The sequence below is a fragment of the Candidatus Hydrogenedentota bacterium genome (assembly GCA_019695095.1).
Lineage (GTDB): Bacteria > Hydrogenedentota > Hydrogenedentia > Hydrogenedentales > SLHB01 > JAIBAQ01.
In genome coordinates this window covers 14031-35834 of the sequence record JAIBAQ010000021.1, presented here as the reverse complement: position 1 = coordinate 35834, position 21804 = coordinate 14031, and the positions used below count along the sequence as shown (strand labels likewise).

The following is a 21804-nucleotide window of genomic DNA, read 5'->3' as shown; positions in this document are numbered from 1 at the left end:
CATGGCTGTTTTCGAATACCAAGCTCTGGCAAAGACCGGCAAGACGGTGCGTGGAACCATCGACGCGGACACGCCTGCCGCCGCGCGCCGCAAATTGCGCGAACAGGAACTGCATCCGACACGCATCGAGGCCACGTTCGAGAAGAGCGCGACGGGCCGCGAAGAGCGCGGCGCGGGGTTGTCCCGCATCAGCCAACGCGATCTCGCGCTGATGACCCGCCAACTTGCCGTGCTGCTCAAGGCGGGCATGCCGCTGGTCGAAGCGCTCACGGCGCTCATCGCGCAAACCAGCAGCCCGCGCCTGCGCAAGATCATTTTCGACGTTCGCGACCGCGTCAACGAAGGCGTTTCGCTTGCCGACGCGATGGCGTCGCATCAGAAGGTGTTCTCGGAGCTTTTCGTGAACATGATTCGCGCCGGCGAATCGAGCGGCGCGCTCGAAAGCGTGCTGGCGCGCTTGGCCGACATTACCGAGCGCAACGTCCGCATGAAGCACAAGATAACATCCATGCTCGCGTATCCCGTGCTGATGGCCTTCGTCGGTTTTGGCGTCGTGACCTTTCTAATGGCCTTCATTGTCCCCAAGATTGTTCAAATCTTTGAGAAACAGGATCGGGAACTACCCACCATCACCAAAGTGATGATGGGCACCTGTTACTTCATCAAGGACTGGTGGATACTGATTATTGCCGCCGCGATCGGCTCGTACGTGCTCTGGCGCATGTGGGTATCGCGCCCGGATGGCCGTCTCAAATGGGACAAGCTGAAACTTCGCTTGCCTCTGCTTGGTCCGCTCTACGTGAAGATGACCAGCGCGCGCTTCGCGCGCACGCTGGGCACAATGCTGCAAAGCGGGCTTACCATGATGACCGCGCTCGATGTCGTGAAGACGGTCGTGCAGAATCGCGTCATCGAGGGACTGATGGACGACGTCAAAAGCAGCGTCCGCCGGGGCCGCGATCTCGCCACGCCACTGCAAGAGACGGGTTACTTCCCGCCCATGTTGATTCACATGATCGAACTGGGCCAGCGAAGCGGCGAGTTGGAGAGCATGTTGACGCAGGTCGCGGATACCTACGACGAAGACATCGAACTGACGGTCAACGGCATCGTCAGCCTGTTAGAACCGATGATGATATTGGTGATGGGCGCCTTGGTAGGAACTTTGGTCATGTCCATCCTGTTGCCTATTTTCGAAATGAGTTCGGGCGTTTAGTGGCGGCCCGGCAAAGGAGATGAAATCATGAACGGCGCGACAAACACCTCCGCAAAGCGGCTCACGAACCGGGAAGGATTCACGCTCATCGAATTGATGGTCGTAATCGTGATCCTTGGTTTGCTCATGGCTGTAGTGGTTCCGCGCATGATCGGCGCCACGGACGATGCCAAGGTGCGAGCGGCCCAAACTCAGATTCACTCGTTTCGCACCGCGCTCGACATGTTTAAACTCAAGTTCGGACGCTATCCCGGTACCAGCGAAGGACTGCAAGCGCTCGTGAGCAACGAAAAGCAGAACTTCTTGAATGAAGACAACGTGCCAAGCGATCCGTGGGGCAATCCGTATCAATACACGTGCCCAGGGACAAAAGGGCACGATTTCGAAGTTGTCTCATTTGGAGCTGATGGCGCACCAGGCGGCACCGAATACAACACGGACATCGAAAGCTGGAACCTTCAGGCGCAAAAGTAGCTTGCGAAGCGCGGGCCGATTCGACGTCATGGAACACGAAGTCGCGTCGAGACCTGGGCTTCACACTTATCGAACTGGTGATTGTCTGCGGCATCATTGCCATGGCGATTGCTATCGCGATGCCGCGCCTGTCGGTGGCGCTCGCCTTTGGCCAACTTGATTCGGCTGCCCGACATGTCGCGGGCTATGGGCGCTCTGTCACCGCCTACACCGCGCTTGAACAGGAAAGTGCGACTGTCGTTGTCGATCTGCAGACCCAGCAATACTTCACACTTCGTTGGCTCGAAGAAACCAACAAGCTTTTCGACGACTCGGGCCAGGAGAATGCAGAACAGGCTCTGCCCGCGGATCCCACTGTTGAGGATTTGCTCGCGCTCGCCACAGAAAACGGCGACGCCATGTCCGACTACGCGCTTCAGGTGAAGGCGCAGTTCGACCGGTCGTTCATGCGCTCGTTGGAGGCGCGCGCGCGCACGGTCAATCGCAACTCCATCCTTTCCGACGTGGGCCCCTTGTTCGACAAAGAATTCAAGCTGGACGAAGACGAAGAAGACGACCGGGAAGAAGTGGTCACTTCGCTGCTTCAACGCACGGTGTTGCCGAACGACGTCGTTATCGAATCGGTTCGGGTGGGAACGGTGGACTACACGCAAGGCCAAGTCGAGATCGAAGTGACTCCCGCCGGGCTCAACGAGTTTGTCGTCTTTACGCTTCGCGACGCGTCCGGCGAATACGTCACCGTCACGTGGGACCCCATTACTGGAAACTCCCACCTGCGGCGCGGCAAGGAGCAGCCGGTATGAGCAAGACGCGAACCTTCAATCTCAAACGACTCCACACAATTCGCGCGTGCGGTTCCGCGGGCTTTACCCTCGTAGAGGTCATGATTGCGCTTGCCGTGCTCGGAACAGCCATTTTCGTGCTGTTGGAGGCGCACTACGGTTCGTTGCGCGCGCAGGATACGCTTCGCGAAGAAGTTCAGATGCGCAACCTCATGTCAGAGGCCATCGGTTACGCCGAATTGTCCGTGGCTACCGCCAAGCTCTCCGACAGCCAGGAATTTGGGCGCCGTTATCCCGGCTTCTCCTACTCGTTCGAAGCGCAGCTCGTGGGCGAAAGCTTCCCCGGATTGTACGATGTCATGGTGCGCGTGGAAGGTCCGAAGGAAACGCGAGAACGCCAGATCTTTGTGATGACCAGGGATTCACAGACGCTCCTGGAAGGTCTCCAGGCGCAGGGCGCGCTGACGGAAGAGCAAATGCAGCAGCTTATGCAACAGGGCGGCGGAGGAAAGCTCCCCGGCGGCATGACGCAAGAGCAACTGCAAGAGTTGATACGCCAGAACGGCGGCAACATGCCGAATCTGGGCCAAATCCCGGCAAACATTCGCCGCCAGATGCAATCTGGCAACTTCAAATTGCCAGGAGCGCAAGAATGAAGACTCGCGGCTTCACCCTGATAGAAGTGCTTATCGCGACGTCAATACTTGTGATCGTCGTGGCCGCGATTTATGCCAGTTTCTCCGGCGTCACGACAACGATGGCCGCTACCCGCGTGAGTGCCGAAGAAATGCGTTTGCGCCAATTCCTCGAACGCAGCCTTCGCACCAATCTTTCCGCGCTGCACACCGATCGCGATCAACGCGACCCGTTGTTCCGTCTTGTGGGAATGGACCAGGAGAGTCCCGATGGCCCCGCCGACTCCCTGCGTTTTGTTTCCATGGCGCCGCTGGTCGGAGGAACCGGGTTGCCCGGCGACCTCAAGGAAGTGCGCTACGATGTGCTCGGCGCAGACACCAGCGCCATGAACGCCAATGTGCTCAACACGCTGGATATGGCACAGCGCAAACTTCAAGCCGTTGAAACACCGTTGGTCGCGAGCAATGTCGTTGAACTTGACGATGAAACCGGGGGAATCGTTACCGAAGATTCCCTGATCGAGCGCGAGGACGTCTCCAATCCGCTTGAGAAGGCTCCCTCCTGGTCGGTTCCGATTCGTACACTGGACATCTCATACTACGATGGAGTCGATTGGCAACCCGAGTGGGACTCGTCCGCGCTGGGCATGATGCCCTGGTGTATTCGCGTTCGGATCAATTTTGCGCGAACCGAAGCGCAACTCGCCGAGGAAGCCGAACAACGTTTCAGTATCGTCGACGAACCGGATTTTGAAGTGGTCGTTCCGCTACCCATCGGATTGGGTCGGACCGCGGACGGAGGAAGCATCAGCTCGTTCGAAGAGATGTCGGAGCTCGACGAGCAAGGCATACCGAAACCCGGCGATCCCAACTATGACCCTGGTCGCGATTACGGCGTAGGCGACCCTGTGACACAGCGAGACATGGAGCGTGCCCGCAGGGGAGTTGGGGACAGTAAGCAATGACCGCGCACACCCGAAGCAGAAAAGGACAAGAGGGGATTGCCCTCCTGATCGTGTTGCTTTTTGTGGCGATATTGATGGCCCTGGTCATTGAGTTCACCTACGAGACGCAGGTCGAGACATCCCAGGTCTCGGCAAACGTGAATGACTTCGACGCGCTGATAGCCGCGAAATCCGGTGTCGCATCGGGCATGTCCCTCCTCATCCAGGATCTCATCCTGGGAGTGACCGGGCAGCAAAACGACACGAAGAAAGACAGCGGCAGCGAGTCGGAGCGCCAGGGCGCCGAATTGTACGACAGCCTGGACGAGGTGTGGGCGTTGGGCACTCCGTTTCAGAAGATCAACAACGGCGTGATGCAATGCTCCATCGAAGACGAATTCGGCAAGCTGAATCTCAACGCGCTTTTCAACTCGCGCGCGCAGGAACCACGCGAAGACGTTGTAGAGATTCTGCGGCGTTTGATTGAAGCGCGCCAAGGCGACCCCAGCGTTGTCGATGCGATCATCGATTGGCTGGACGAAGACGACGATCCCCAGCCGATGGGAGCCGAATCGGACTACTATCAGCAGATGCCCGTACCCTACCGCGCGAAGAACGGCCCCATGAGTTCGGTTGAAGAACTGTTGCTGGTCCGCGGCATCACTCCTGAACTCTTCTTCGGCAACGGCACCGTTGACCAGTTGCCGCTGACGGAGCTGCTGACGGTCTATGGGCACCGAAGCGGGCGCGTCAATGCCAATACCGCGCAGCACGAGCTCTTGGTGGCCGTCGGCGAGGCCATCGGACAACCCGGTATCGCGGACATCATTCTCGAAGAACGCGAGACGGCGCCCTTCATGTCCATGTCCGATCTCGAGACGCGCGGCATTCAACAACCCCGCGAGGAAGAAGGCCAAGTGCAGTTTCGTCCCTTTGTAATCGCCAGTAGCGCATTTCGTATACAAGGAAACGGGATGTCGGGCCGCAGCAAGGTCCGCATCGAAGCATTTGTTCGCAGAGACACTCAGGGCGGTCCCGATGGGTTTCGTATTCTGGATTGGAGAGAAGTCCGGTGAAGTTGTCAGCAAAAATCGGGTGTGTTGAGCTTGACGCCGACGGCGTTCGAGTCGTCGTGGTCAAGACCGGTGGGGCGCGCCCCACGGTGTTGGAGGCGCACTCCGCGCGCGCCGTCTACGCGGACGAGTCGCAGCGTACGGAGGCCGTTGCGCAGGCGCTGCGTGAAGCCGTTGGCGCAATCAAATCGAAGCCGTCTCTGTTTGTGCTCTGCGAAAGCTGCCAGAGCGCCGTGGCGCGCACCATCACAGTTCCCTTCCGCGGGCATACCCGCGTCGCCGCCGCGGTGCCATTTGAGTTGGAACCCTTTCTCGCATTTCCCATCGATGAACTTATCGTCGATTTCGGGGCAATCCGCGAAGTAGACGGCAAGACCGAGGTGCTCGCGGTAGGCGTGCGCCGGGCCATGCTGGAAGAGCATGTCGCCATTGCCGATGCCGCCGGCGTCGAGATTGAAAGCATCAACCTCGATGTCGCCGGTCTATCGACAATGTGGCTTTCCTCGCGCAAGAGCAATTCCGGTTTGCATGCACAAGTGCACTTGCTCGGTACAGGCGCAATCTTCAGCGTGACGTACAACAAAGCGCTGGCCTACTTTCGCCAATTGACGTTCACGCCCGAGCGATTTCAGGAAGACCCCGGCGCGGCGGCCCGCGAAGTCCAGAACTGTATCCGTGCGTTCCTTGCGAATTGGAAGAGTGAATCGCCTCTGGAAGACCTGACCGTGACTGGTATTTCGCCGGATCCGGCTGACCGCGACGCCTTCTGTTCTGTAGTGCAGACGCCCGTTGTTTTCGAAGACTTGGGTGAGTCAATCAAGGGCGCGAATTGCCTTCCGGAAAGTAATGTCGATGCCTGGCTGCCCTGTATTGGCGTGTCCGTCTCCGCGGCAGGCGGTGGTGTTGCGTTCGAATTCCGCAAGGACGAACTCGCAGCTCCCGGGGGCAGGCGCGGACTCATACTACACGCAGTCTTTTCCGCCGTCCTGGTGCTGCTGGTCGTCGCTGGCTATGTCGGTTACTGCGTGGTTGACTACCGCAAGAACATGGCCGAAGTTAAGCAGATTGGCGATCAGATTTGGGATCTGTACGCGAAGTCGTTCCCCAATTCCGAAAGTGTCAAGAGCGGCCGTGCTGCAAACGATCTCGGAGGCATACAGACGGCGGAACTATTCCGCAGCGAGTATGAAGAGACTTCCAAGGCAGGATCGCAAATCTCCGCGGACATGCTATCCAGACCGCCGTTGCTGGACATTCTGAAAGAACTGAGCGAGAAACTTCCGCAAGACAAGGTGCTTGTAACCGAAGTCAAGATTAGACCGTCAACCGGGCAGAAGCGAATGGTCTCGGTGTCGTGCGAGTTGCTGGACACTCAGGCATTCACACAGATCTTCGAGGGTCTAAAACAGTCTGCCATTCTGCACGTCGAAGACGAGCCGGTTCGTTCACAGAAATTGGGAAAGACCCTATTCACTTTCACCGCGAGCTTGTGACGAGGAAATTCATGCCAAAGCTTCAACAACGAGAAAAAGTCTTCCTGGGAGTAGGCGCGATGGCCTTGCTGTTCATCGTGCTGTTTCTGGTTAGCCAGGGTCCCTTGGAAAAGTACCGGAGATCCGCCACTCAGCTCAGCGCCGCGAAGCTCCGCCTGCAAGAGGCCCAACTCTGGAGCGCGGAAATCGAGACCGCGCGGCAACAAGTCGATTCGGTCAAGAAGATGATCGTGCAGCAAGGCGGATTCGACTTGTGGTCGCATATCGACGGCGTTGTGAAGGCGTTGTCCCTTGGGTCGCGCGCCGATATCGCCAGCAAACTCGGTGCCGCCTCGCCAACCGATAGCAAGGTGTCAGCCGTGGAACTGCGCCTAAACGGCGTCAATAGGCAGGAGCTCGTGGAAGTCCTGTATCGCATCTACGCCAACGACTACCTCATCATTCTCGACAAGGTCGACTTCATCCGTCCGGCGAAGGACTCCAGAGGGCTTGATTGCAGCATGACCTTCGTCTCGCCCCGAGTGTAAGGCGGACCAGTCACTCCCCGAGCGCAACGTGGCGCTTTTGCGTCAGTCCGCCGTTCCCAGGGAACTCAGGAAGCGGATATACGTTTCGATACCGCGGTAGAACGTCGGTAGGTGTTGACGCTCGTTTGGCCCGTGAATGCCATCGTCCGGCAGCGCAAAACCCAGCATAACGGAGTCCGCCCCGAGCTTTTGCTGCAACAGACTCACGACGGGCACGCTGCCGCCTTCGCGTTTGAAGATGGGCTCTTTGCCAAACACTGTAACCAGCGCTGCAACAGCCTTCTGCATCCACGGCGAACGACGATCCATGATCGCACCCTTGCCGTGCGTCAATTCACGCACTTCCCATCGGACGGTCGGCGGTGCGTTCCGCTTGAGGTACTCGCACAACTGCGCATGAACCTCCGCACCATCCTGGTCCGCGACCAGACGCGTGGAAATCTTCGCCATGGCCTTCGCGGGCAACACGGTCTTCGAGCCTTCGCCCGTAAACCCGCTCAGAATGCCGTTGACCTCAAGTGTCGGCCGCGCGCCCACCCGTTCGATCGTGGTGTAGCCTTTCTCGCCCCACAAAGCCGGCGCTCCCGTCATCGCTTTCCATTCTTCGTCGGAATGCGGCAACTTCGCCAACGCCTCGCGTTCCTCAATGTCCAACGCGCGCACTTTGTCGTAAAACCCGGGAAGCGTCACGCGGCCTTCCGCGTCGTGCATCCCCGCAATGAGTTCGCACAACGCTTGCGCGGGATTGTGCACGGAGCCTCCGAACAAACCCGAATGCAGATCCTTCGACGGCCCGAACACCTCCACTTCGAAGTATGCGAGACCTCGAAGCGAATACGTAATTGCGGGAACATCCGGCTTGTGAATACCCGCGTCGCAATTGAGCACGAAATCGCACCGCAGCTTGTCGATATAGGTATCAACCACCCAACCCAGATTGGGCGATCCGATTTCCTCTTCGCCCTCAATGAGGTACTTGATCGTGCACGGGGCCGAGCCATGTTTGAGCAGCGCTTCCATCGCCTTGATCTGCGCGAAGATCTGTCCCTTCATGTCGGATGCGCCACGCGCAAACAAGTAGTCGCCGCGAACCGTTGGCTCAAACGGCGGAGACACCCACTCGTGAACAGGATCGACCGGTTGCACATCGTAGTGCCCGTAGACGAGTGCGGTTGGCGAGCCCTTCGGCCCGGGAATCTCGGCAAAGACAGCCGGGTGGCCCGCCGTGGGAAGAATCTCGACGTGCGGAATACCTACGCGCTGCAACTCTACCGCAAGCCACCGCGCCGTACGCTCCACATCGTCCTTATGCTCCGGCAGCGTCGATACACTCGGGACGCGCAGCAGCGCTTTGAATTCCTCAAGGTAACGCTCGCTGTTCGAACGCGCATAGTCGATAGCCTGATTCACGGCTTCCTCCCGTAATGCCGGCATGGCGCCGGCGAGATGCATTAGTCGATTCGCCGGGTCCGCGTGTCGGCGAGCGCCTGCTTTACACACGCCTCGTACGCCATTTGGGGCGTTACGGCACGAAGCATACCGGGGCTCTCCGCGAGCGACCCGGGCTTATCTCCCGCTATCAGCGCAATGTGCGGCATCCGAAATGGAGCATGGCGAACCGGGTCGGTTCCTCCAAACACGGCAACTACCGGCGTTCCCATCGCTGCCGCGATGTGCATCGGCCCCGTATCGCCGCCGAAGTAGAGCGATGCCCGATACGCAAGCCACGCGTAGTGCTTCAAGTCTGTTGTTTCAGGCGCAACAATGGGCCGGCGTTTGGTGTGGGCGAGCACCCGTTCGATGGAATCGAACTGGCCCGGTCCCCAGGTCAACACGACGTCGAACCGCCCGTCCGCGATGAGCATATCCGAGAGCGCGGCGAAGTGTTCGAATGGCCACTGCTTTTCCGGGCGGTCCACCGGCACATGCATTGCAATAACCCGCTTGTTGCCGTCGAATGCCCGTTCGAAAAATTCGTCCACTACCTCGCGCGCATCGTGGGGCACGTGGATCGAAACACTCGGCCACTCGCTGTTCGGCACCAAGGCCGAACACAACAACAAGTTTTCCTCGGCGCGGTTAATCGGCTGATGAGGAAGCCGCACCTTCTGATTGGTCACCAGGCTGCTGCCTTCCTGACTCCTGGGCCGGGCAAAGCCAATACGTTGCTTGGCGCCCGAGTAGCCGGTCAGCAGACCGCTCTTAAGAATGCCGTGAAAATCCAGCACGATGTCGTAGCGCGACCGGCGTATGGTGCGGCAGAAAGTATAGAATTCCCGGACGGCCTTTCCAGTGGCGGATGGCCGGTCGAAAACAACCAGCGCATCCAACGCGGGATGTCCCTCCAGCACCGAAACGGCTTTCCGTTCAACGGCCCAATCGATTTGGGCATACGGGAAGGCTTGCCGGATGATTTGCAGTGCGGGCAACACGCGCACCACGTCGCCAATGGCGCTGAGCCGGACAATCAGGATGTGCGGAGCGCCTCCCATCATAGGCAGCGCTTGTCCCACCGGTTAAGGCATAAAGATGGCGGAGAGAGCGGGATTCGAACCCGCGGTACCCCGTTAAGAGTACACACGCTTTCCAAGCGTGCGCCTTCAACCACTCGGCCATCTCTCCGCGGTTGTGGATGCGTGCGGGCGCCAACGGCACCCGATCTAAGCGAATCCATGGTTAGCAGAAAACTCCTGATTTTATGCGTTGGATAAGGCTGAATTCAATGAGTTTCTTTAGGACGGCTGTGCGGGTGCGCAGATGCGAGCGAAGATTCGGATTCCGTCCATGCCTGTCCATGCTCATCCGTGCCTGTCCGTGCCTGTCCGTGTGAGTCCGTGCTGCTCCCGAGATTGCCCTGACCGCCCGGTAAATGCACCCGTCAACACGTGCGACACGCCGGAAAAGGTAAAATTGCGGGTTCAATCCGCTTGTAGGTATAATCGGTGTCCATTTGGCGGAGGCCATTTCGCCGGCAGCCCCGGCGAGGCGGTGGCTTTGCGCATCAAACGGATACAATGCCGAAGGCGTAACCCCTCCAGAACGGCAGGGGCGAACCCCACTGGAACGTGTAGGAGGCAATCTGATGAGCAGTGCTCTTGAACTGACGGCGGGCAACTTCGATTCTACGGTCGGGGCTGGCGTAACCTTGGTGGACTTCTGGGCGGAGTGGTGCGGACCGTGCCGCTTGATGGGCCCGGTGTTGGACGATCTGGCCAAGGACTACGGCGATAAGGCGAAGGTCCGCAAAGTGAACGTGGACAACGAGCCGGATCTGGCCATGAAATTCGAAGTCTCGAGCATTCCTACGCTCATCGTCTTCAAAGACGGGCAGATCTCGAAGCGTTTCGTCGGCGTGACGCAGAAGAACGATTTGAAAGCCGCGATCGACAGCGCCGTAGGTTGACGTCCTTGCAGCCGGGTGGCCCGCGCCGGACTGAGCCGGCAACGTGGAAGACATGCCAGCGAAACTAGCGATAGCAGTACTCGGTGTGGCACTTGGCGCGGCCCTCGCCCTTCTCTTGAGGCGCGACGCTCCGCGAAAAAGTACCGTCTTCTACCACGACCCCGTGACCATGGCTGTAATTGGAGGTCTGCTGGCCTTCGGGATTGCGCAGACCGTCGTGGAAAACAAAGTCGAGTGGTCTCAATCGGTTACGCAGATTGACTCCGCGGAGAAACTGGACGCATTCGTGGCTGAGGCGCAGGGGCAGCCCGTATTGGTGGATTTCTACGCAACGTGGTGTCCCCCGTGCCGGGCTATGTCACCCAACGTCAATACGATCGCCTTGGAAGGAAGTCGAGTGGCCGTCGTGGATATTGACTTGGCACCCGATTTGGCCGAGCGGCACCAGGTGGAATCGGTTCCCACCCTTCTTATCTTTCGGGAAGGAAAGGTGGTTCGGATGGAAGTGGGATATCACTCGACGGATGAATTGCGCGCGCTGCTGAAAGGTTGATGGGGGAGTAGGGGGCGCAACGTAGCGTTGAACCGGGCATCCATGCCTTCGCATGGGACCGTATGCATACTCGGGCATAGAACTAGGGTCCGTTATTAGTCAGAAAGGATTGTGTACCGCCATGACACCGAAAACCGTAGCTGTCGCCGGAGCCACCGGCCTTGTGGGGCGTCAAATGCTCCGCGTCCTTGAAGAGCGTAATTTCCCGGTAAAGTCGCTCAAGCCACTCGCGTCCGAACGCTCGAAGGGCAAGACGGTTACGTTCAAGGGCGAAGAGATTCCTGTCGAAGTACTCTCCGAAAACTCGTTCAAAGGCGTGGACGTCGCTTTGTTCAGCGCGGGCGGTGGAACCAGCAAGAAGTTTGCCCCTTGTGCCGCGAAAGACGGATGCGTGGTCGTTGACAACTCCAGCGCCTGGCGCATGGACAAGGAAGTGCCGCTGGTCGTGCCGGAAGTGAATGCCCACGATATCAAGTGGCACAAAGGCATCATCGCCAACCCCAACTGCTCAACCATCCAGATGGTCGTCGTCTTGAAACCGCTCCACGACGCCGCAAAGATCGAGCGCGTCGTAGTTTCCACCTACCAGGCCGTGTCCGGCGCGGGCATCAAAGCCCTCGATGAGTTGCACGCCCAGACACGCGCCGTGCTCGAAGGCAAAGAGCCGGCATGCTCCGTGTTCCCGCACCAAATCGCCTTCAACTGCATTCCCCAGATCCCGCAGAGCGATGCGTTCGGCGACAACGGCTACACCTCCGAAGAAATGAAGATGGTCAACGAGACCAAGAAGATCATGGGCGACGATTCGATCCGCGTCGCTGCCACCACGGTGCGCGTCCCCGTGTACACGGGACACAGCGAGTCCGTGAACATCGACACCCGCGACAAGCTGACGGTTCAGCAGGCGCGCGAACTTCTCTCGAAAGCGCCCGGCGTGATCGTGGAAGACGATCCGTCCAAGCAGCTCTACCCGTTGGCCACGCGCGCCGCGGGAAGAGGCGAGACTTTTGTCGGCCGTATCCGCGAAGACCTTTCCTACAAGAACGGCCTTCTCATGTGGATCGTGTCGGACAACCTGCTCAAGGGCGCCGCGCTAAACGCCGTGCAGATCGCCGAAGTCCTGTAAGCGCCACACAACAAACGCAAGAACGCGCGCGAGGAACGAGAAGCCTCGCGCGCGTTTTCTTTTGCAGACTAGTAATTCTTCGATCGAATAATCGAAATGAGAAGGCCCAGCCCCAACGCTGCGGCAATCATGAATCCCGCGAGCCCCAAGGTCTTTGCGCCTGCTTCCGTAGAAAGCAATAGACTCGAGCCGACCACCAACGAACCGGCAATTACGCTGAACGCGATGCGATTGCTGGCGCGATCGAGCACATTTGCGAGCGTTTCGAATCCTTCGTGGGTCATTTGAAGGCGCAGCTTGCCCGTGCGAATCATGCGTACGATGTGGCGCAGATCGGTGGGCATTTCTCGGAACATCCGCATCGCGGACGCAAGACCTTGTTGGCCCTCCAGGGCCAGGTTCTGGGGCGCAAAACGATTAAGCACCATGCGCTCGACGTACGGGCGTATCACCGGAACCATATCGGCCTCGGTGTCGAGAACGCGTGCCGTGGATTCAATCGTTGCGAGCGATTTCAGCAACAGCGAGAAACGAGGCGCCAACTGCAATTGGTGCCGCTGCAAGATTCCCGTGATCTGTTCCAACGCGCGGCCGATGTCGGCTTTTCCGAGAACGGCCTGCGCTTCAAACGCGAGGTACTGCGCAATCTCATGTTCGAGCGCCCGTTCGTCGGGCGCGTCGCCGGTAGTTGTGAATGCAAGCAGCGCCTGAACGCACCGCGCGGAGTCTTCGTTAAACACGGCGTGCAACAGGTCGGCCATCGTATGAACATCGTGCTTCTCGAGATGCCCCACCATGCCGTAGTCGAGAAAGGCGATTTGATTGTTGCACGTCACCATCACGTTGCCGGGATGCGGATCGGCGTGAAAGAGGTGATACTCGAACACCTGCTTGCACAACACGTCGCAACCGATTGCCGCTATGGTCTTCGGATCGCAGTTGCGCTCGGCATACTGACTGACATCGTCGATACGGACTCCGTCGATCCAGTCCATGGTGAGCACACGCGCGCTCGACAACGCGTCGTAAACCAGCGGCACGAACACGGTTTCCGTTGCGCCGAAGTTTTCTCGGAAACGATCGATGGTCCGCGCTTCGATGGTGAAATCCAGTTCGCGCTTAATGGACCGTTCGAACTCGCCTACCATGCCCGCGGGGTTCATCCACTTCACATCCGACACGTGTTCGCCGACCCATTCCGCGATGCCCATCAGCAGGCTGAGATCGGATTCAATGACTTTTCGCGCGCCGGGCCGCTGCACCTTGACTGCGACCGGATGCCCCTCTTTGGTGCGCGCCCGATACACTTGGCTGAGCGAAGCTGCCGCGACGGGCGTTTCCTCGAACTCCGCAAAAAGCGATGAAACCGGACCGCCGAGTTCCTTTTCGATCACGAGGCGCATGTCGGCAAAGCTCAACGCGGTCACGCGATCCTGGAGTTGGCTGAGTTCACCGGAGATTTGTGGGCCAATGATGTCGGGGCGCGTGCTGAGAATCTGTCCGAACTTTACGAAAGTGGGCCCCAACTCCATAAGCGCTTCGCGCAATCGCGCGCCAATCGTCTCGGGTGGGGCCGAGTTCGCCTCTATGAGGCGGAGACTGTGCAGGACTTTGGCAGGCAACCCCTCGTGAAGACCCAGACGCCGCACCAGGTCGGCGAAACCATGGCGAACCAAGACCTGGACCACTTCCGCCAGGCGTACGGCATTGCCCACGCGTTGTGCGAGCGTGCGATACGGCACCCTAACTTACTCCCTTGTCCCAGCCTAGTGTTGAAACTCGCCCCGATGCAGCAGAGCGAGCGAAGACGGCCTCATGCACCCACGAAGTCTACACCATGCAAACGCCCTTTCCAATGCGGCACACAGCCGACGGCATCGCCGCCAGCCTCATCAAGCGGTTCAAGAGTAACGTTCCGCTGGACACACGAGTTGCTCTGTGACACAATGGGTTGGGGCGCTTTGTGTCGACAAGCGATGCGTTCATAGCCCGCTGCCGGGGTAGCGGGTACCGGTGAGTCATGCAATCGACAGACGATTCGGCATAAACCCGTGTGGAGGTATGAGCGTCAATGGAACCGAGCGGACGAGAGGGAATCGCGGAGCACTCCGATCTGCATATTGATGCGGATGCCGTGTGCGAACAGTGCAGCACGGTTAACCCTCCCGGCACATTGCTCTGTAAAATGTGCGGCAATAACCTGCGCGATCAACGGACCAGGCGCCTCTCCAGCGAAGGTCCTGTCATTCCCATCGAGGAAAAAATCCACCCCCGGCGAGTTCTCTCCAGTCTCCTGATGGTTCTGGGCCTCTTGGTTGTTCTCTGGGTCGCCTTCAACGTGTCGTCGATCGAGTCCATGCTCACGCAAGGATTCGAAGACACAGGTTCCGAGTCGGATCCGGAGTTGCTCTGGACTTCTTCTTCGGCTATCTACGAGGAACTGGCCAAAAAGCTGGTTGAACACCCCGTTTCACCTTCGGAAACCGAGATCGCGTTAAGCCAGTACCAATTGACCAATGGATTCGATGGGCGCTATGTCCTGAAGCGCAGTGAAGAACCCTTTGCCCCGGTAATCGGCCAGGCGATTGTGGAGACCCAGGGCGATAGTGTCTATTTCGTCGCCACCGTGGGGGGGAATTACGAGTTCAGGGGTGAAGCAAAGCTCAGCAGCCCGACCCAGTTGGATGCGGAATACGTCGGCGTTAAAACCGGTGAAGAGTACATCGATGCCTATGGAATGGCTCAAGTCTCTCCTGGGCAGCTCTACTGCGGCGGATATGCCGTTGGTAGCGATACCCTGATTGAGGCCATCGCCTACCACGTTCCGGAGATGCCGGACGGGTCGCCCGTTATAACGGAACCGGCCGTCCAGTAGACCGTGAAGACCAGACGATATCGTGCCGCTGGCGGAATCGTTCTAGACTCTTCCCTGCGCGTTTTGCTTATCGAGCGGCACGTTGTTCGCGATAACCGCGAAATCCACGAGGTTCGCCTGCCAAAGGGTCATATCGACCCTGGCGAAACCGATGCTGAAGCGGCCGTCCGGGAAACCTGCGAGGAAACCGGATACTGCCAACTCGACGTGATTGCCGACCTCGGCGAGTCAGTCAGCGAATACGATTTCGAAAACGTCCACTACCACCGTAACGAGCATTACTACCTGATGCGCCTGCGGTCCGCCGAGCGAAGACCCATCCACGCTGCACCAGGGTCAGAGGAAGCACTCTTCTCGCCTCTATGGGCCGAATCCCTGCAAAGCGCCACCAGCATGCTCACGTACGAAACTGAACGCGATTTTGCCCTGCGGGCCGCAGAGTGGCTGCGAAAATCAGCTCAGCAGGCCCAGCAACAGTAGCCTGATATCCTTTTTCCCCCTCATTGACCTCCTTGGTTTCGTTAATTCCCTCCTGTTCTGACGCTGAGTCTTGAAATTCGGGGCTTGTCGTAACTTAGAAAACTGTTGCCACTCAATTTGCATCGCTCTTGGGCGTCCATTTATGAACGCGGGGGCGTATCCTGCAACGAAATTGAACAACTTCAATGAGTTACAAGGGCGAAGAATCCAAATCTTTCCGCAGGAAAACTAGAAAAACTCGCAGTCGTGCCCTTTTATAAGATTGGCATTATGCTTGCTCTGTCAATAGATGACCGCTCGAAGAAGACAAAAGCTGAACCGAGGAGAGAGGAGATCATGCGACACCGAACCACCACAACGTCCCGATTCAAAATGTGGTACCTGACGAAAATTCAGGGTAAGCGGGTGATTTACAGCCGGGTGCGGCCACGCTGCATCATGCTGGGTTCTGTGTTGTATGCGACCACTTGGGTTATTGCCAGCTCCTAGACCTACGGCGCCAGTTGCGCCAAGAACTCAATTAGCCTCCTAACGCGTCCTACTCCCCACTTGGACGCGATTGAACCCCCACCATTGCGGCGTCTGACCCGCCATCACAGACGCCGCAACTCCTTTTTGGGGTTACTCGAGCCCGAGGATTGGCAGCAATTCGGCGAGGCAGCGCACACTTGGCACTGACTCACCTTGAAACGAAGGCCCGCTTGCCATCCGGCCGGAAGGGTCGACCAGGACGCCGCGTAGACCGGCCCCCAGCGCTCCCTCAATATCGTTGACGAACGTGTCCCCTACAAAAAGCGTTCTCGCCGGGGCCGACTGCGCCAAAGACACCGCCGCCCCGAAGATGGCGGGATCGGGTTTGTGCGAACCGACCTCTTCGGAGACGACCACGAAATCCACATGAGGCCGAAGGGAATGTCGCGCGATCTTTCCGTGCTGCGTGGTGGCATAGCCATTGGTGACAATGCCCAGCCGCAAGCCCGCTTCCCTTAAGCGGGTCAGCACCGGAATCGTATCTTCAAACAACCTGGTCGCGTTCACGATACGCGCATGGGAGTCTTCCAACATGGGCTTTGCGAGACCGGAATCGGCGTCGAGCGCCCGCAACGTGTTCACGAAGGTGTAGAGACGCGCCTCATCGCCGGTGATGACGCCGTCTATCATCATGTACCACATGTCCACGGCCTTGCTCCAGAAGACCTGCCAGAAATCGTCAGCGGAAACCGGGTCCAAGTCAGTCCGGAACTGGAAGTACGTGTCGTAGGCCATGTCCTGAAACGAACGCGTATTCTCCAGGAGCGTTTCATCCAGATCGAAGAGTACGGCCTGAAACTGCGAAATATGCACGACGGTCGGAGTCTCCTTGGTACACTCCGCCAGGGGCGGAACCATTTCACGGGTCACGGGATTATACACACTTAAAACACGCCATTAACCCGGATTTCTCACGAACACACTTGAACATCTCCCGTAACCCGCGTGTCTGCGAGACGTGCGGTGAAAAAAGCGGTCCTCCAATAACAGAGTGTGTTCGCGAGTAATCCTCATGGCAAAACCTCAACGTTTTGCACGTGAGTAAATTGCGTCGGCGCCCAATCGCGCCGGTGCAAATTGCGGATTAATGCCGCCGTAACGTGCGGCCGGCAGAATGCATGCGCGTTGCAAACCCCGCCAGCTCAGGCTGCGAAAGCAATCCTGCAGCGCACGGCGCAGGGGAATGTATGCATGCAGTCAAGCGTTCATATAGGACTTTTGTAGACCAACCGCAGCCTTTCCGGGCGATAGGATACACGCATCACATGAACAAGACAGAACAGGATACCTCTAACTTTTCCATGGGAGGGTTCCCGTCTGCGGAAGCGTCCATGGGCGTATGGGTGGCTACCCGCAACGGCGATACCTTCGTGCCCGTGCCGGCCGTCGTCTATGCCGGAGACATGCTCTTCACCGCCGCGGCACGCGGCCTGCGCCGAATCATGCTTTCGTTGGTTCGCTTCATTGAGAGCAGACTTCCCGAGCCCGTAGTGCTTGAGGCAGTTCCTGTCGAAACGAACGCGCCGACGGCCGTTTCGGCGAGATCGCTCGCGACGACCAACAGCAAAGCCGCGTAGTCCGCAGTTTGCACCGGCGCGATTGAGCGCCGACGCGAATTGCTCACGAGAAATCCGGACTAGGCACTTCATTCGCCGCGATCCCCGTTTCCGTAAGAGCGAGAACAACGTCTGTTCATCACCATCGGCACAGGCCGAAGCGGACCCGCATGTCCTGTTCGCGCTCTCGGGTCGGCACGCGACCGGATCTTGCGTAAGTAACGGCAATCCGCCGCGCTGTGGCACAATGTCAGCAGGTCCTTTGCCTGTTGCGAAGAGCCGTGTCTTCAAATACAGAACATCAGGGCATATTGCAGTCCATGCGCATCTTGTTGGTCGAAGACGACGCCAAAATCGCGGCATTTGTTGTGAAAGGCCTGAAACAATCCGGGTATACGGTCGATCACGCAACCAACGGCCTGGACGGATTCCATCTGGCTACGACGGAGTCCTACGACGCGGCTGTGGTCGACATAATGCTTCCGAAGCTTGACGGCATCAGCTTGATTGAGGACTTGCGGCGGCAGGGCGTCAATGTCCCCGTGCTTATCCTCAGCGCGAAGCAATCGGTAAGTGACAGAGTCGCCGGTCTTCAATCGGGTGGCGACGATTACCTCACGAAGCCTTTTGCTTTCTCCGAGTTGTTGGCGCGCATACAGGCACTCATACGGCGGGCGCGCGCCGTGGCGGAGCCGACTGCGCTCACCTACGACGATCTGGAGATGGACTTGCTCAAGCGTGAAGTAGTGCGATCGGGTAAGCCCATCGAACTGCAGCCGCGCGAATTCTCGCTGCTCGAATACCTGATGCGAAACGCCGGCCGGGTCGTATCGAAGACCATGATTATGGAGCATGTCTGGGGGTACAACTTCGATCCGCAAACGAATGTGGTCGAAGCGCGGATGAGCCGCTTGAGGGACAAAGTCGACAAAGGATTCGGCAACGCCCTGATCCACACCGTGAGAGGGGTGGGATATGTTCTTCGGTCCCAATAGACGCGCCACGAAAAGCCTTGCCTTCAGAATGGCGTGCTGGTTTGCGGTTGTCTTCGCGATGTCTTTTGCCTCAGTCCTGGCAATCGGTTATTACGTATTGCGCGCCAGCCTCGACAGCCGCCTCGATCAGTCAATGATCAATGAAATCGGAGAATACTCGGCCCTGCTCGAATCGCGAGGCATTTCCGTGCTCACGGACGTGCTGAATGGTGAAGCCATGTCAGAGGGTACTGACCGACTGTTCTTTCGCTTGCTTGATATGCAAGGATCTGTCGTTGGTACAACCAGCATGCACGCGTGGCCCGAGTTCGAGTCCACTGGTTCTCAGATTCGCGTGCCGGCGAAAAACGAACCCGCGTTCGAGACGTTGACCACAACAGCGACCGGCCCTCAAACGCGCGTTATGACCGCGCCCCTCAACGGCGACATCATTTTCCAAATGGGCGTATCCACCGAAGCGAACGATGCCATCATGAACACGTTCCGCTGGGTCTTTCTCGGGGGAATAATCGTTATCGTGCCCTTCTCCGCGGCCGGAGCCTGGTATATGCTGCGGCGCGCGCTTCGCCGCGTGGAGCAAGTCACCTATGCCGCTACAAGCATCGAATTGGGTAACTTGAGTCAGCGCGTGCAGGTATCCGGCTACGAAGACGAAATCGCCGACCTGGCAACGGCTTTCAATCGGATGATCGAGCACAACGAGCGGCTCATCAAGAACCTGAAAGAAGTATCCGACGATATCGCGCACGATCTGCGCGGACCCATCACGAGAATCCGTGGCACCGCGGAAGTCGCCCTTGACGAAACGGATCATACCTCGGCCCAGGGTTCCGTATTGGGGAGCATTGTTGAGGACTGCGACGCCTTGTTGACGCTGATCAATACGATGCTTGAGATTTCGGAAACGGAAGCGGGACTGGCGCGTCTCACCACGTCGGAATTCAACATGGCGCACCTGGCTCACGACGTCGCCGATCTGTTTGCGCCTGCGGCGGAAGACAAGGGGATACGGCTTAACGTGCGATCAAACGGCGATGCCCTGTTTCGGGGCGACCCTCATCGCCTACGGCGCGCTGTAGCGCAACTCATCGACAATGCCGTCAAGTACACGGAAGCTGGTGGCGAAGTGAGCGTAGAGACTTCGGAAAGCGCCCTTGAGGTCCGCGTCACCGTGACCGATACCGGCGTCGGCATCGCCGAAAAACATGTGCCCGGGATCTTCTCGCGCTTTTACCGCGCCGACGAAAGCCGGTCACAACCGGGTAATGGACTAGGACTAAGCCTTGCAGAGGCGATCGTGAAAGCACATCGTGGCACCATTTCTGTAACCAGCATGCTCGGGAAGGGCAGCACTTTCACGATCGCATTGCCGAAAGCAACGGCCTGAGATTCGTCGCTTGGAGTTACTTCTGACCGGTCTTGAAACCGATGCCCGCCTTCACCATGAAATCCGGAGAATCCTCGCCAAGGCCAATCCCCGCTCCCGCCGCGACTTCCACGGAATCGTTCACCTGACGCTTCACTCCGACCTCAAGCATATTCGAGTCTTCGCCATTCTCTTCGAGCTCTTCGCGTATGAAGTCAGCGACTAACGTCGTTCGCTCATTGAGCGCATAGGAGTATCCGAGCAGGGCCGAGTACCTGAAGTCGCGCTCTTCATCGGACGCGCCACCCACGAATGTGCCGCCCAGGTTCAGATGCAATTGATGCTTGCTGTCGGGACCGCCAAGCGATTGCATCGCATAAAACATCAATTCGGTATCGATGCCTCCGTGATCCTCATCACCGTGATCGCCAGTTGGAAAGGCCAGCTTAAGCGAGAGGCCTAGGAGCGGCCACTTCTCTGTATCCGGGTTAAACGTGTGGATGAGTTTCAGTGAAGCATCGCCAACCTCGGTTCCGTCTCCTTCTTCGTACTCGACAGGCAGCGCCGCCTCCAATTTCCACCTCTCACTGAACGCATAGCCGACAGTCGCTTCAAGCTCCAACTCGGCATCCTCGTATTTTTCGTACGCGGTCTCCAGTTCGAGTTCAAGAGTCCGAGGCGTGAACGCTTCTGCCGGCTCCAGCGAAGTCGGATCAACGGCATGGGCGGGCGCACTGAACAAGAACGGTGCTAGGGCGAGAATGGTGCCTACAACTAAAGGCGCGATCGAATCCTGGAAAGATCGATTTCGGCTCATAGGTATCAACGCTCCGTGTTTTGGCTATGTATATCTGTAACGGGATCCGTTCTGATCATTGGACACGCCATTCAGCATAACAAGCACGAGTTAACCCGGAGATTACCTGTACATGACCATTTGGCAATCTTCGCTATGCGGGATAAGCGTAATTCAAGGAGCGACAGGAGTTTGCAGCTTTCCTCAAGATTGCCAAACGGTAATGTTTCGGCAAGCATCCGGTAAGCGCCTGTCTTCTACACTTCATGGAGGTACGCCGCGGGCAGGTGTGTCCACGCGGCATCGAAAGAGGTAGCTTTACATATGAACGTTTGGCTTGAACGCGCTTATCGTTTTCGCGGGGTGTTGATGGCGCCACCCTACCTATTCTGCTTGCTTGTATTTGCCGGGGAGACCGAGCACGATGCCGTGATCTGGCCGATAGGGCTTACGGTCTTCTTTATTGGCGTTGCCATTCGGGTGTGGGCGCAAGTACATCTTCACTACCGGTTACGTATTCACAAAACACTTACAACCACCGGTCCCTATTCTCTTGTGCGCAATCCGATCTACATTGCGAACACGACGATGCTGCTCGGTCTGACGGTGGTTTCCGAATTGATTTGGTTTCTGCCGCTGATGCTCGCCTGGTGCGTGCTTGTGTACCGGTTCGTGGTGCGGAGAGAAGAAGCGCACCTCACCGAGAAATACGGGGCGCCGTACGTTTCCTATCTTCAAACAACTTCTCGTTGGGTGCCCCGCTTCGGCAGCAGAGGCCTCCGCCCCGAGATGGCGCGGCGATTCCTATTGCCCAGCCTTGTGGCCGAAGCGCACTGCCTGCTTCTCGTGATTCCACTTGTCGCAAAGGAGTTCTTCGGGTAGGGCGGTGTCGATCGTGAGCTGCCAAGACATGAGCCAGGCTGGGAGCAAAAACTCAGTGACGATGGGAAGAAGAATAGCCTTACCTATTCTCATCCTT

22 protein-coding genes and 1 tRNA gene are annotated in these 21804 nt (G+C 58.0%); 17 read left to right on the top strand and 6 right to left on the bottom strand.

Going from position 1 to position 21804, the window contains the following annotated elements:
- Nucleotide 1 precedes the first annotated feature (1 nt).
- The 8 genes from gspF to K1Y02_05845 all read left to right on the top strand — a co-directional run bounded on the left by gspF (nucleotide 2) and on the right by K1Y02_05845 (nucleotide 7144).
- Nucleotides 2-1216 (top strand): type II secretion system inner membrane protein GspF, encoded by a 1215-nt coding sequence (gspF, locus tag K1Y02_05880; protein ID MBX7255870.1) that lies wholly within the window; start codon nucleotides 2-4, stop codon nucleotides 1214-1216.
- Between the two features lie 27 nt (nucleotides 1217-1243).
- On the top strand, nucleotides 1244-1690 hold the full coding sequence (gene gspG, locus K1Y02_05875) for a type II secretion system major pseudopilin GspG (protein ID MBX7255869.1): 447 nt from the start codon (nucleotides 1244-1246) through the stop codon (nucleotides 1688-1690).
- A gap of 77 nt (nucleotides 1691-1767) precedes the next feature.
- Nucleotides 1768-2493 (top strand): hypothetical protein, encoded by a 726-nt coding sequence (locus K1Y02_05870; protein MBX7255868.1) that lies wholly within the window; start codon nucleotides 1768-1770, stop codon nucleotides 2491-2493.
- Nucleotides 2490-3128, top strand: coding sequence for a prepilin-type N-terminal cleavage/methylation domain-containing protein (locus K1Y02_05865; GenBank protein ID MBX7255867.1), 639 nt, complete (start codon nucleotides 2490-2492; stop codon nucleotides 3126-3128). The genes K1Y02_05870 and K1Y02_05865 overlap by 4 nt, the downstream gene beginning before the upstream one ends.
- The gene (locus K1Y02_05860) at nucleotides 3125-4072 is read left to right on the top strand and encodes a prepilin-type N-terminal cleavage/methylation domain-containing protein (GenBank protein MBX7255866.1); all 948 of its coding nucleotides are present in this window, start codon (nucleotides 3125-3127) and stop codon (nucleotides 4070-4072) included. Before K1Y02_05865 ends, K1Y02_05860 begins: the two co-directional genes overlap by 4 nt.
- Entirely contained in the window at nucleotides 4069-5127 is a 1059-nt protein-coding gene (gene gspK, locus K1Y02_05855; GenBank protein MBX7255865.1) for a type II secretion system minor pseudopilin GspK, read from the top strand. Before K1Y02_05860 ends, gspK begins: the two co-directional genes overlap by 4 nt.
- Nucleotides 5124-6617, top strand: coding sequence for a pilus assembly protein PilM (gene pilM, locus K1Y02_05850; GenBank protein MBX7255864.1), 1494 nt, complete (start codon nucleotides 5124-5126; stop codon nucleotides 6615-6617). The genes gspK and pilM overlap by 4 nt, the downstream gene beginning before the upstream one ends.
- A gap of 11 nt (nucleotides 6618-6628) precedes the next feature.
- Complete coding sequence (locus tag K1Y02_05845) at nucleotides 6629-7144, top strand: hypothetical protein (GenBank protein MBX7255863.1); 516 nt, start codon at nucleotides 6629-6631, stop codon at nucleotides 7142-7144.
- Nucleotides 7145-7186: 42 nt separating this feature from the next.
- Here the strand turns inward: K1Y02_05845 and K1Y02_05840 are convergent, their stop codons facing one another.
- The 3 genes from K1Y02_05840 to K1Y02_05830 all read right to left on the bottom strand — a co-directional run bounded on the left by K1Y02_05840 (nucleotide 7187) and on the right by K1Y02_05830 (nucleotide 9766).
- Nucleotides 7187-8554 (bottom strand): dipeptidase, encoded by a 1368-nt coding sequence (locus K1Y02_05840; protein ID MBX7255862.1) that lies wholly within the window; start codon nucleotides 8552-8554, stop codon nucleotides 7187-7189.
- 41 nt (nucleotides 8555-8595) lie between these two features.
- Complete coding sequence (locus tag K1Y02_05835) at nucleotides 8596-9639, bottom strand: glycosyltransferase family 9 protein (GenBank protein MBX7255861.1); 1044 nt, start codon at nucleotides 9637-9639, stop codon at nucleotides 8596-8598.
- 35 nt (nucleotides 9640-9674) lie between these two features.
- Nucleotides 9675-9766 (bottom strand) — tRNA-Ser (locus tag K1Y02_05830).
- A gap of 460 nt (nucleotides 9767-10226) precedes the next feature.
- Here K1Y02_05830 and trxA point away from each other — a divergent pair.
- The 3 genes from trxA to K1Y02_05815 all read left to right on the top strand — a co-directional run bounded on the left by trxA (nucleotide 10227) and on the right by K1Y02_05815 (nucleotide 12226).
- Entirely contained in the window at nucleotides 10227-10547 is a 321-nt protein-coding gene (trxA, locus tag K1Y02_05825; GenBank protein MBX7255860.1) for a thioredoxin, read from the top strand.
- A 169-nt stretch (nucleotides 10548-10716) separates the two neighbouring features.
- Nucleotides 10717-11100 carry a thioredoxin family protein gene (locus K1Y02_05820; GenBank protein MBX7255859.1) on the top strand — a complete coding sequence of 128 codons (384 nt, stop codon included), beginning with the start codon at nucleotides 10717-10719 and terminating at the stop codon, nucleotides 11098-11100.
- A gap of 121 nt (nucleotides 11101-11221) precedes the next feature.
- A complete protein-coding gene (locus K1Y02_05815; GenBank protein ID MBX7255858.1) occupies nucleotides 11222-12226 on the top strand; it encodes an aspartate-semialdehyde dehydrogenase in 1005 nt (334 codons plus the stop codon).
- A 68-nt stretch (nucleotides 12227-12294) separates the two neighbouring features.
- On the opposite strand, the gene K1Y02_05810 is transcribed toward K1Y02_05815, so the two are convergent.
- Nucleotides 12295-13968 carry a hypothetical protein gene (locus K1Y02_05810; protein ID MBX7255857.1) on the bottom strand — a complete coding sequence of 558 codons (1674 nt, stop codon included), beginning with the start codon at nucleotides 13966-13968 and terminating at the stop codon, nucleotides 12295-12297.
- A gap of 329 nt (nucleotides 13969-14297) precedes the next feature.
- On the opposite strand from K1Y02_05810, the gene K1Y02_05805 reads away from it, so the two are divergent.
- Together K1Y02_05805 and K1Y02_05800 are read left to right on the top strand one after the other, a co-directional pair.
- The gene (locus K1Y02_05805) at nucleotides 14298-15101 is read left to right on the top strand and encodes a hypothetical protein (GenBank protein ID MBX7255856.1); all 804 of its coding nucleotides are present in this window, start codon (nucleotides 14298-14300) and stop codon (nucleotides 15099-15101) included.
- A 3-nt stretch (nucleotides 15102-15104) separates the two neighbouring features.
- The gene (locus tag K1Y02_05800) at nucleotides 15105-15581 is read left to right on the top strand and encodes an NUDIX domain-containing protein (GenBank protein MBX7255855.1); all 477 of its coding nucleotides are present in this window, start codon (nucleotides 15105-15107) and stop codon (nucleotides 15579-15581) included.
- 621 nt (nucleotides 15582-16202) lie between these two features.
- On the opposite strand, the gene K1Y02_05795 is transcribed toward K1Y02_05800, so the two are convergent.
- Entirely contained in the window at nucleotides 16203-16925 is a 723-nt protein-coding gene (locus K1Y02_05795) for an HAD family hydrolase (protein MBX7255854.1), read from the bottom strand.
- A 452-nt stretch (nucleotides 16926-17377) separates the two neighbouring features.
- On the opposite strand from K1Y02_05795, the gene K1Y02_05790 reads away from it, so the two are divergent.
- The 3 genes from K1Y02_05790 to K1Y02_05780 all read left to right on the top strand — a co-directional run bounded on the left by K1Y02_05790 (nucleotide 17378) and on the right by K1Y02_05780 (nucleotide 20050).
- Complete coding sequence (locus K1Y02_05790; GenBank protein MBX7255853.1) at nucleotides 17378-17689, top strand: hypothetical protein; 312 nt, start codon at nucleotides 17378-17380, stop codon at nucleotides 17687-17689.
- A 299-nt stretch (nucleotides 17690-17988) separates the two neighbouring features.
- Complete coding sequence (locus K1Y02_05785) at nucleotides 17989-18663, top strand: response regulator transcription factor (GenBank protein MBX7255852.1); 675 nt, start codon at nucleotides 17989-17991, stop codon at nucleotides 18661-18663.
- Entirely contained in the window at nucleotides 18644-20050 is a 1407-nt protein-coding gene (locus K1Y02_05780; GenBank protein MBX7255851.1) for a HAMP domain-containing histidine kinase, read from the top strand. The genes K1Y02_05785 and K1Y02_05780 overlap by 20 nt, the downstream gene beginning before the upstream one ends.
- Before the next feature lie 16 nt (nucleotides 20051-20066).
- On the opposite strand, the gene K1Y02_05775 is transcribed toward K1Y02_05780, so the two are convergent.
- The gene (locus tag K1Y02_05775) at nucleotides 20067-20846 is read right to left on the bottom strand and encodes a hypothetical protein (GenBank protein ID MBX7255850.1); all 780 of its coding nucleotides are present in this window, start codon (nucleotides 20844-20846) and stop codon (nucleotides 20067-20069) included.
- A gap of 303 nt (nucleotides 20847-21149) precedes the next feature.
- Between K1Y02_05775 and K1Y02_05770 the strand changes: the two genes are divergently transcribed.
- On the top strand, nucleotides 21150-21707 hold the full coding sequence (locus K1Y02_05770) for an isoprenylcysteine carboxylmethyltransferase family protein (protein MBX7255849.1): 558 nt from the start codon (nucleotides 21150-21152) through the stop codon (nucleotides 21705-21707).
- Nucleotides 21708-21804: the final 97 nt, after the last annotated feature.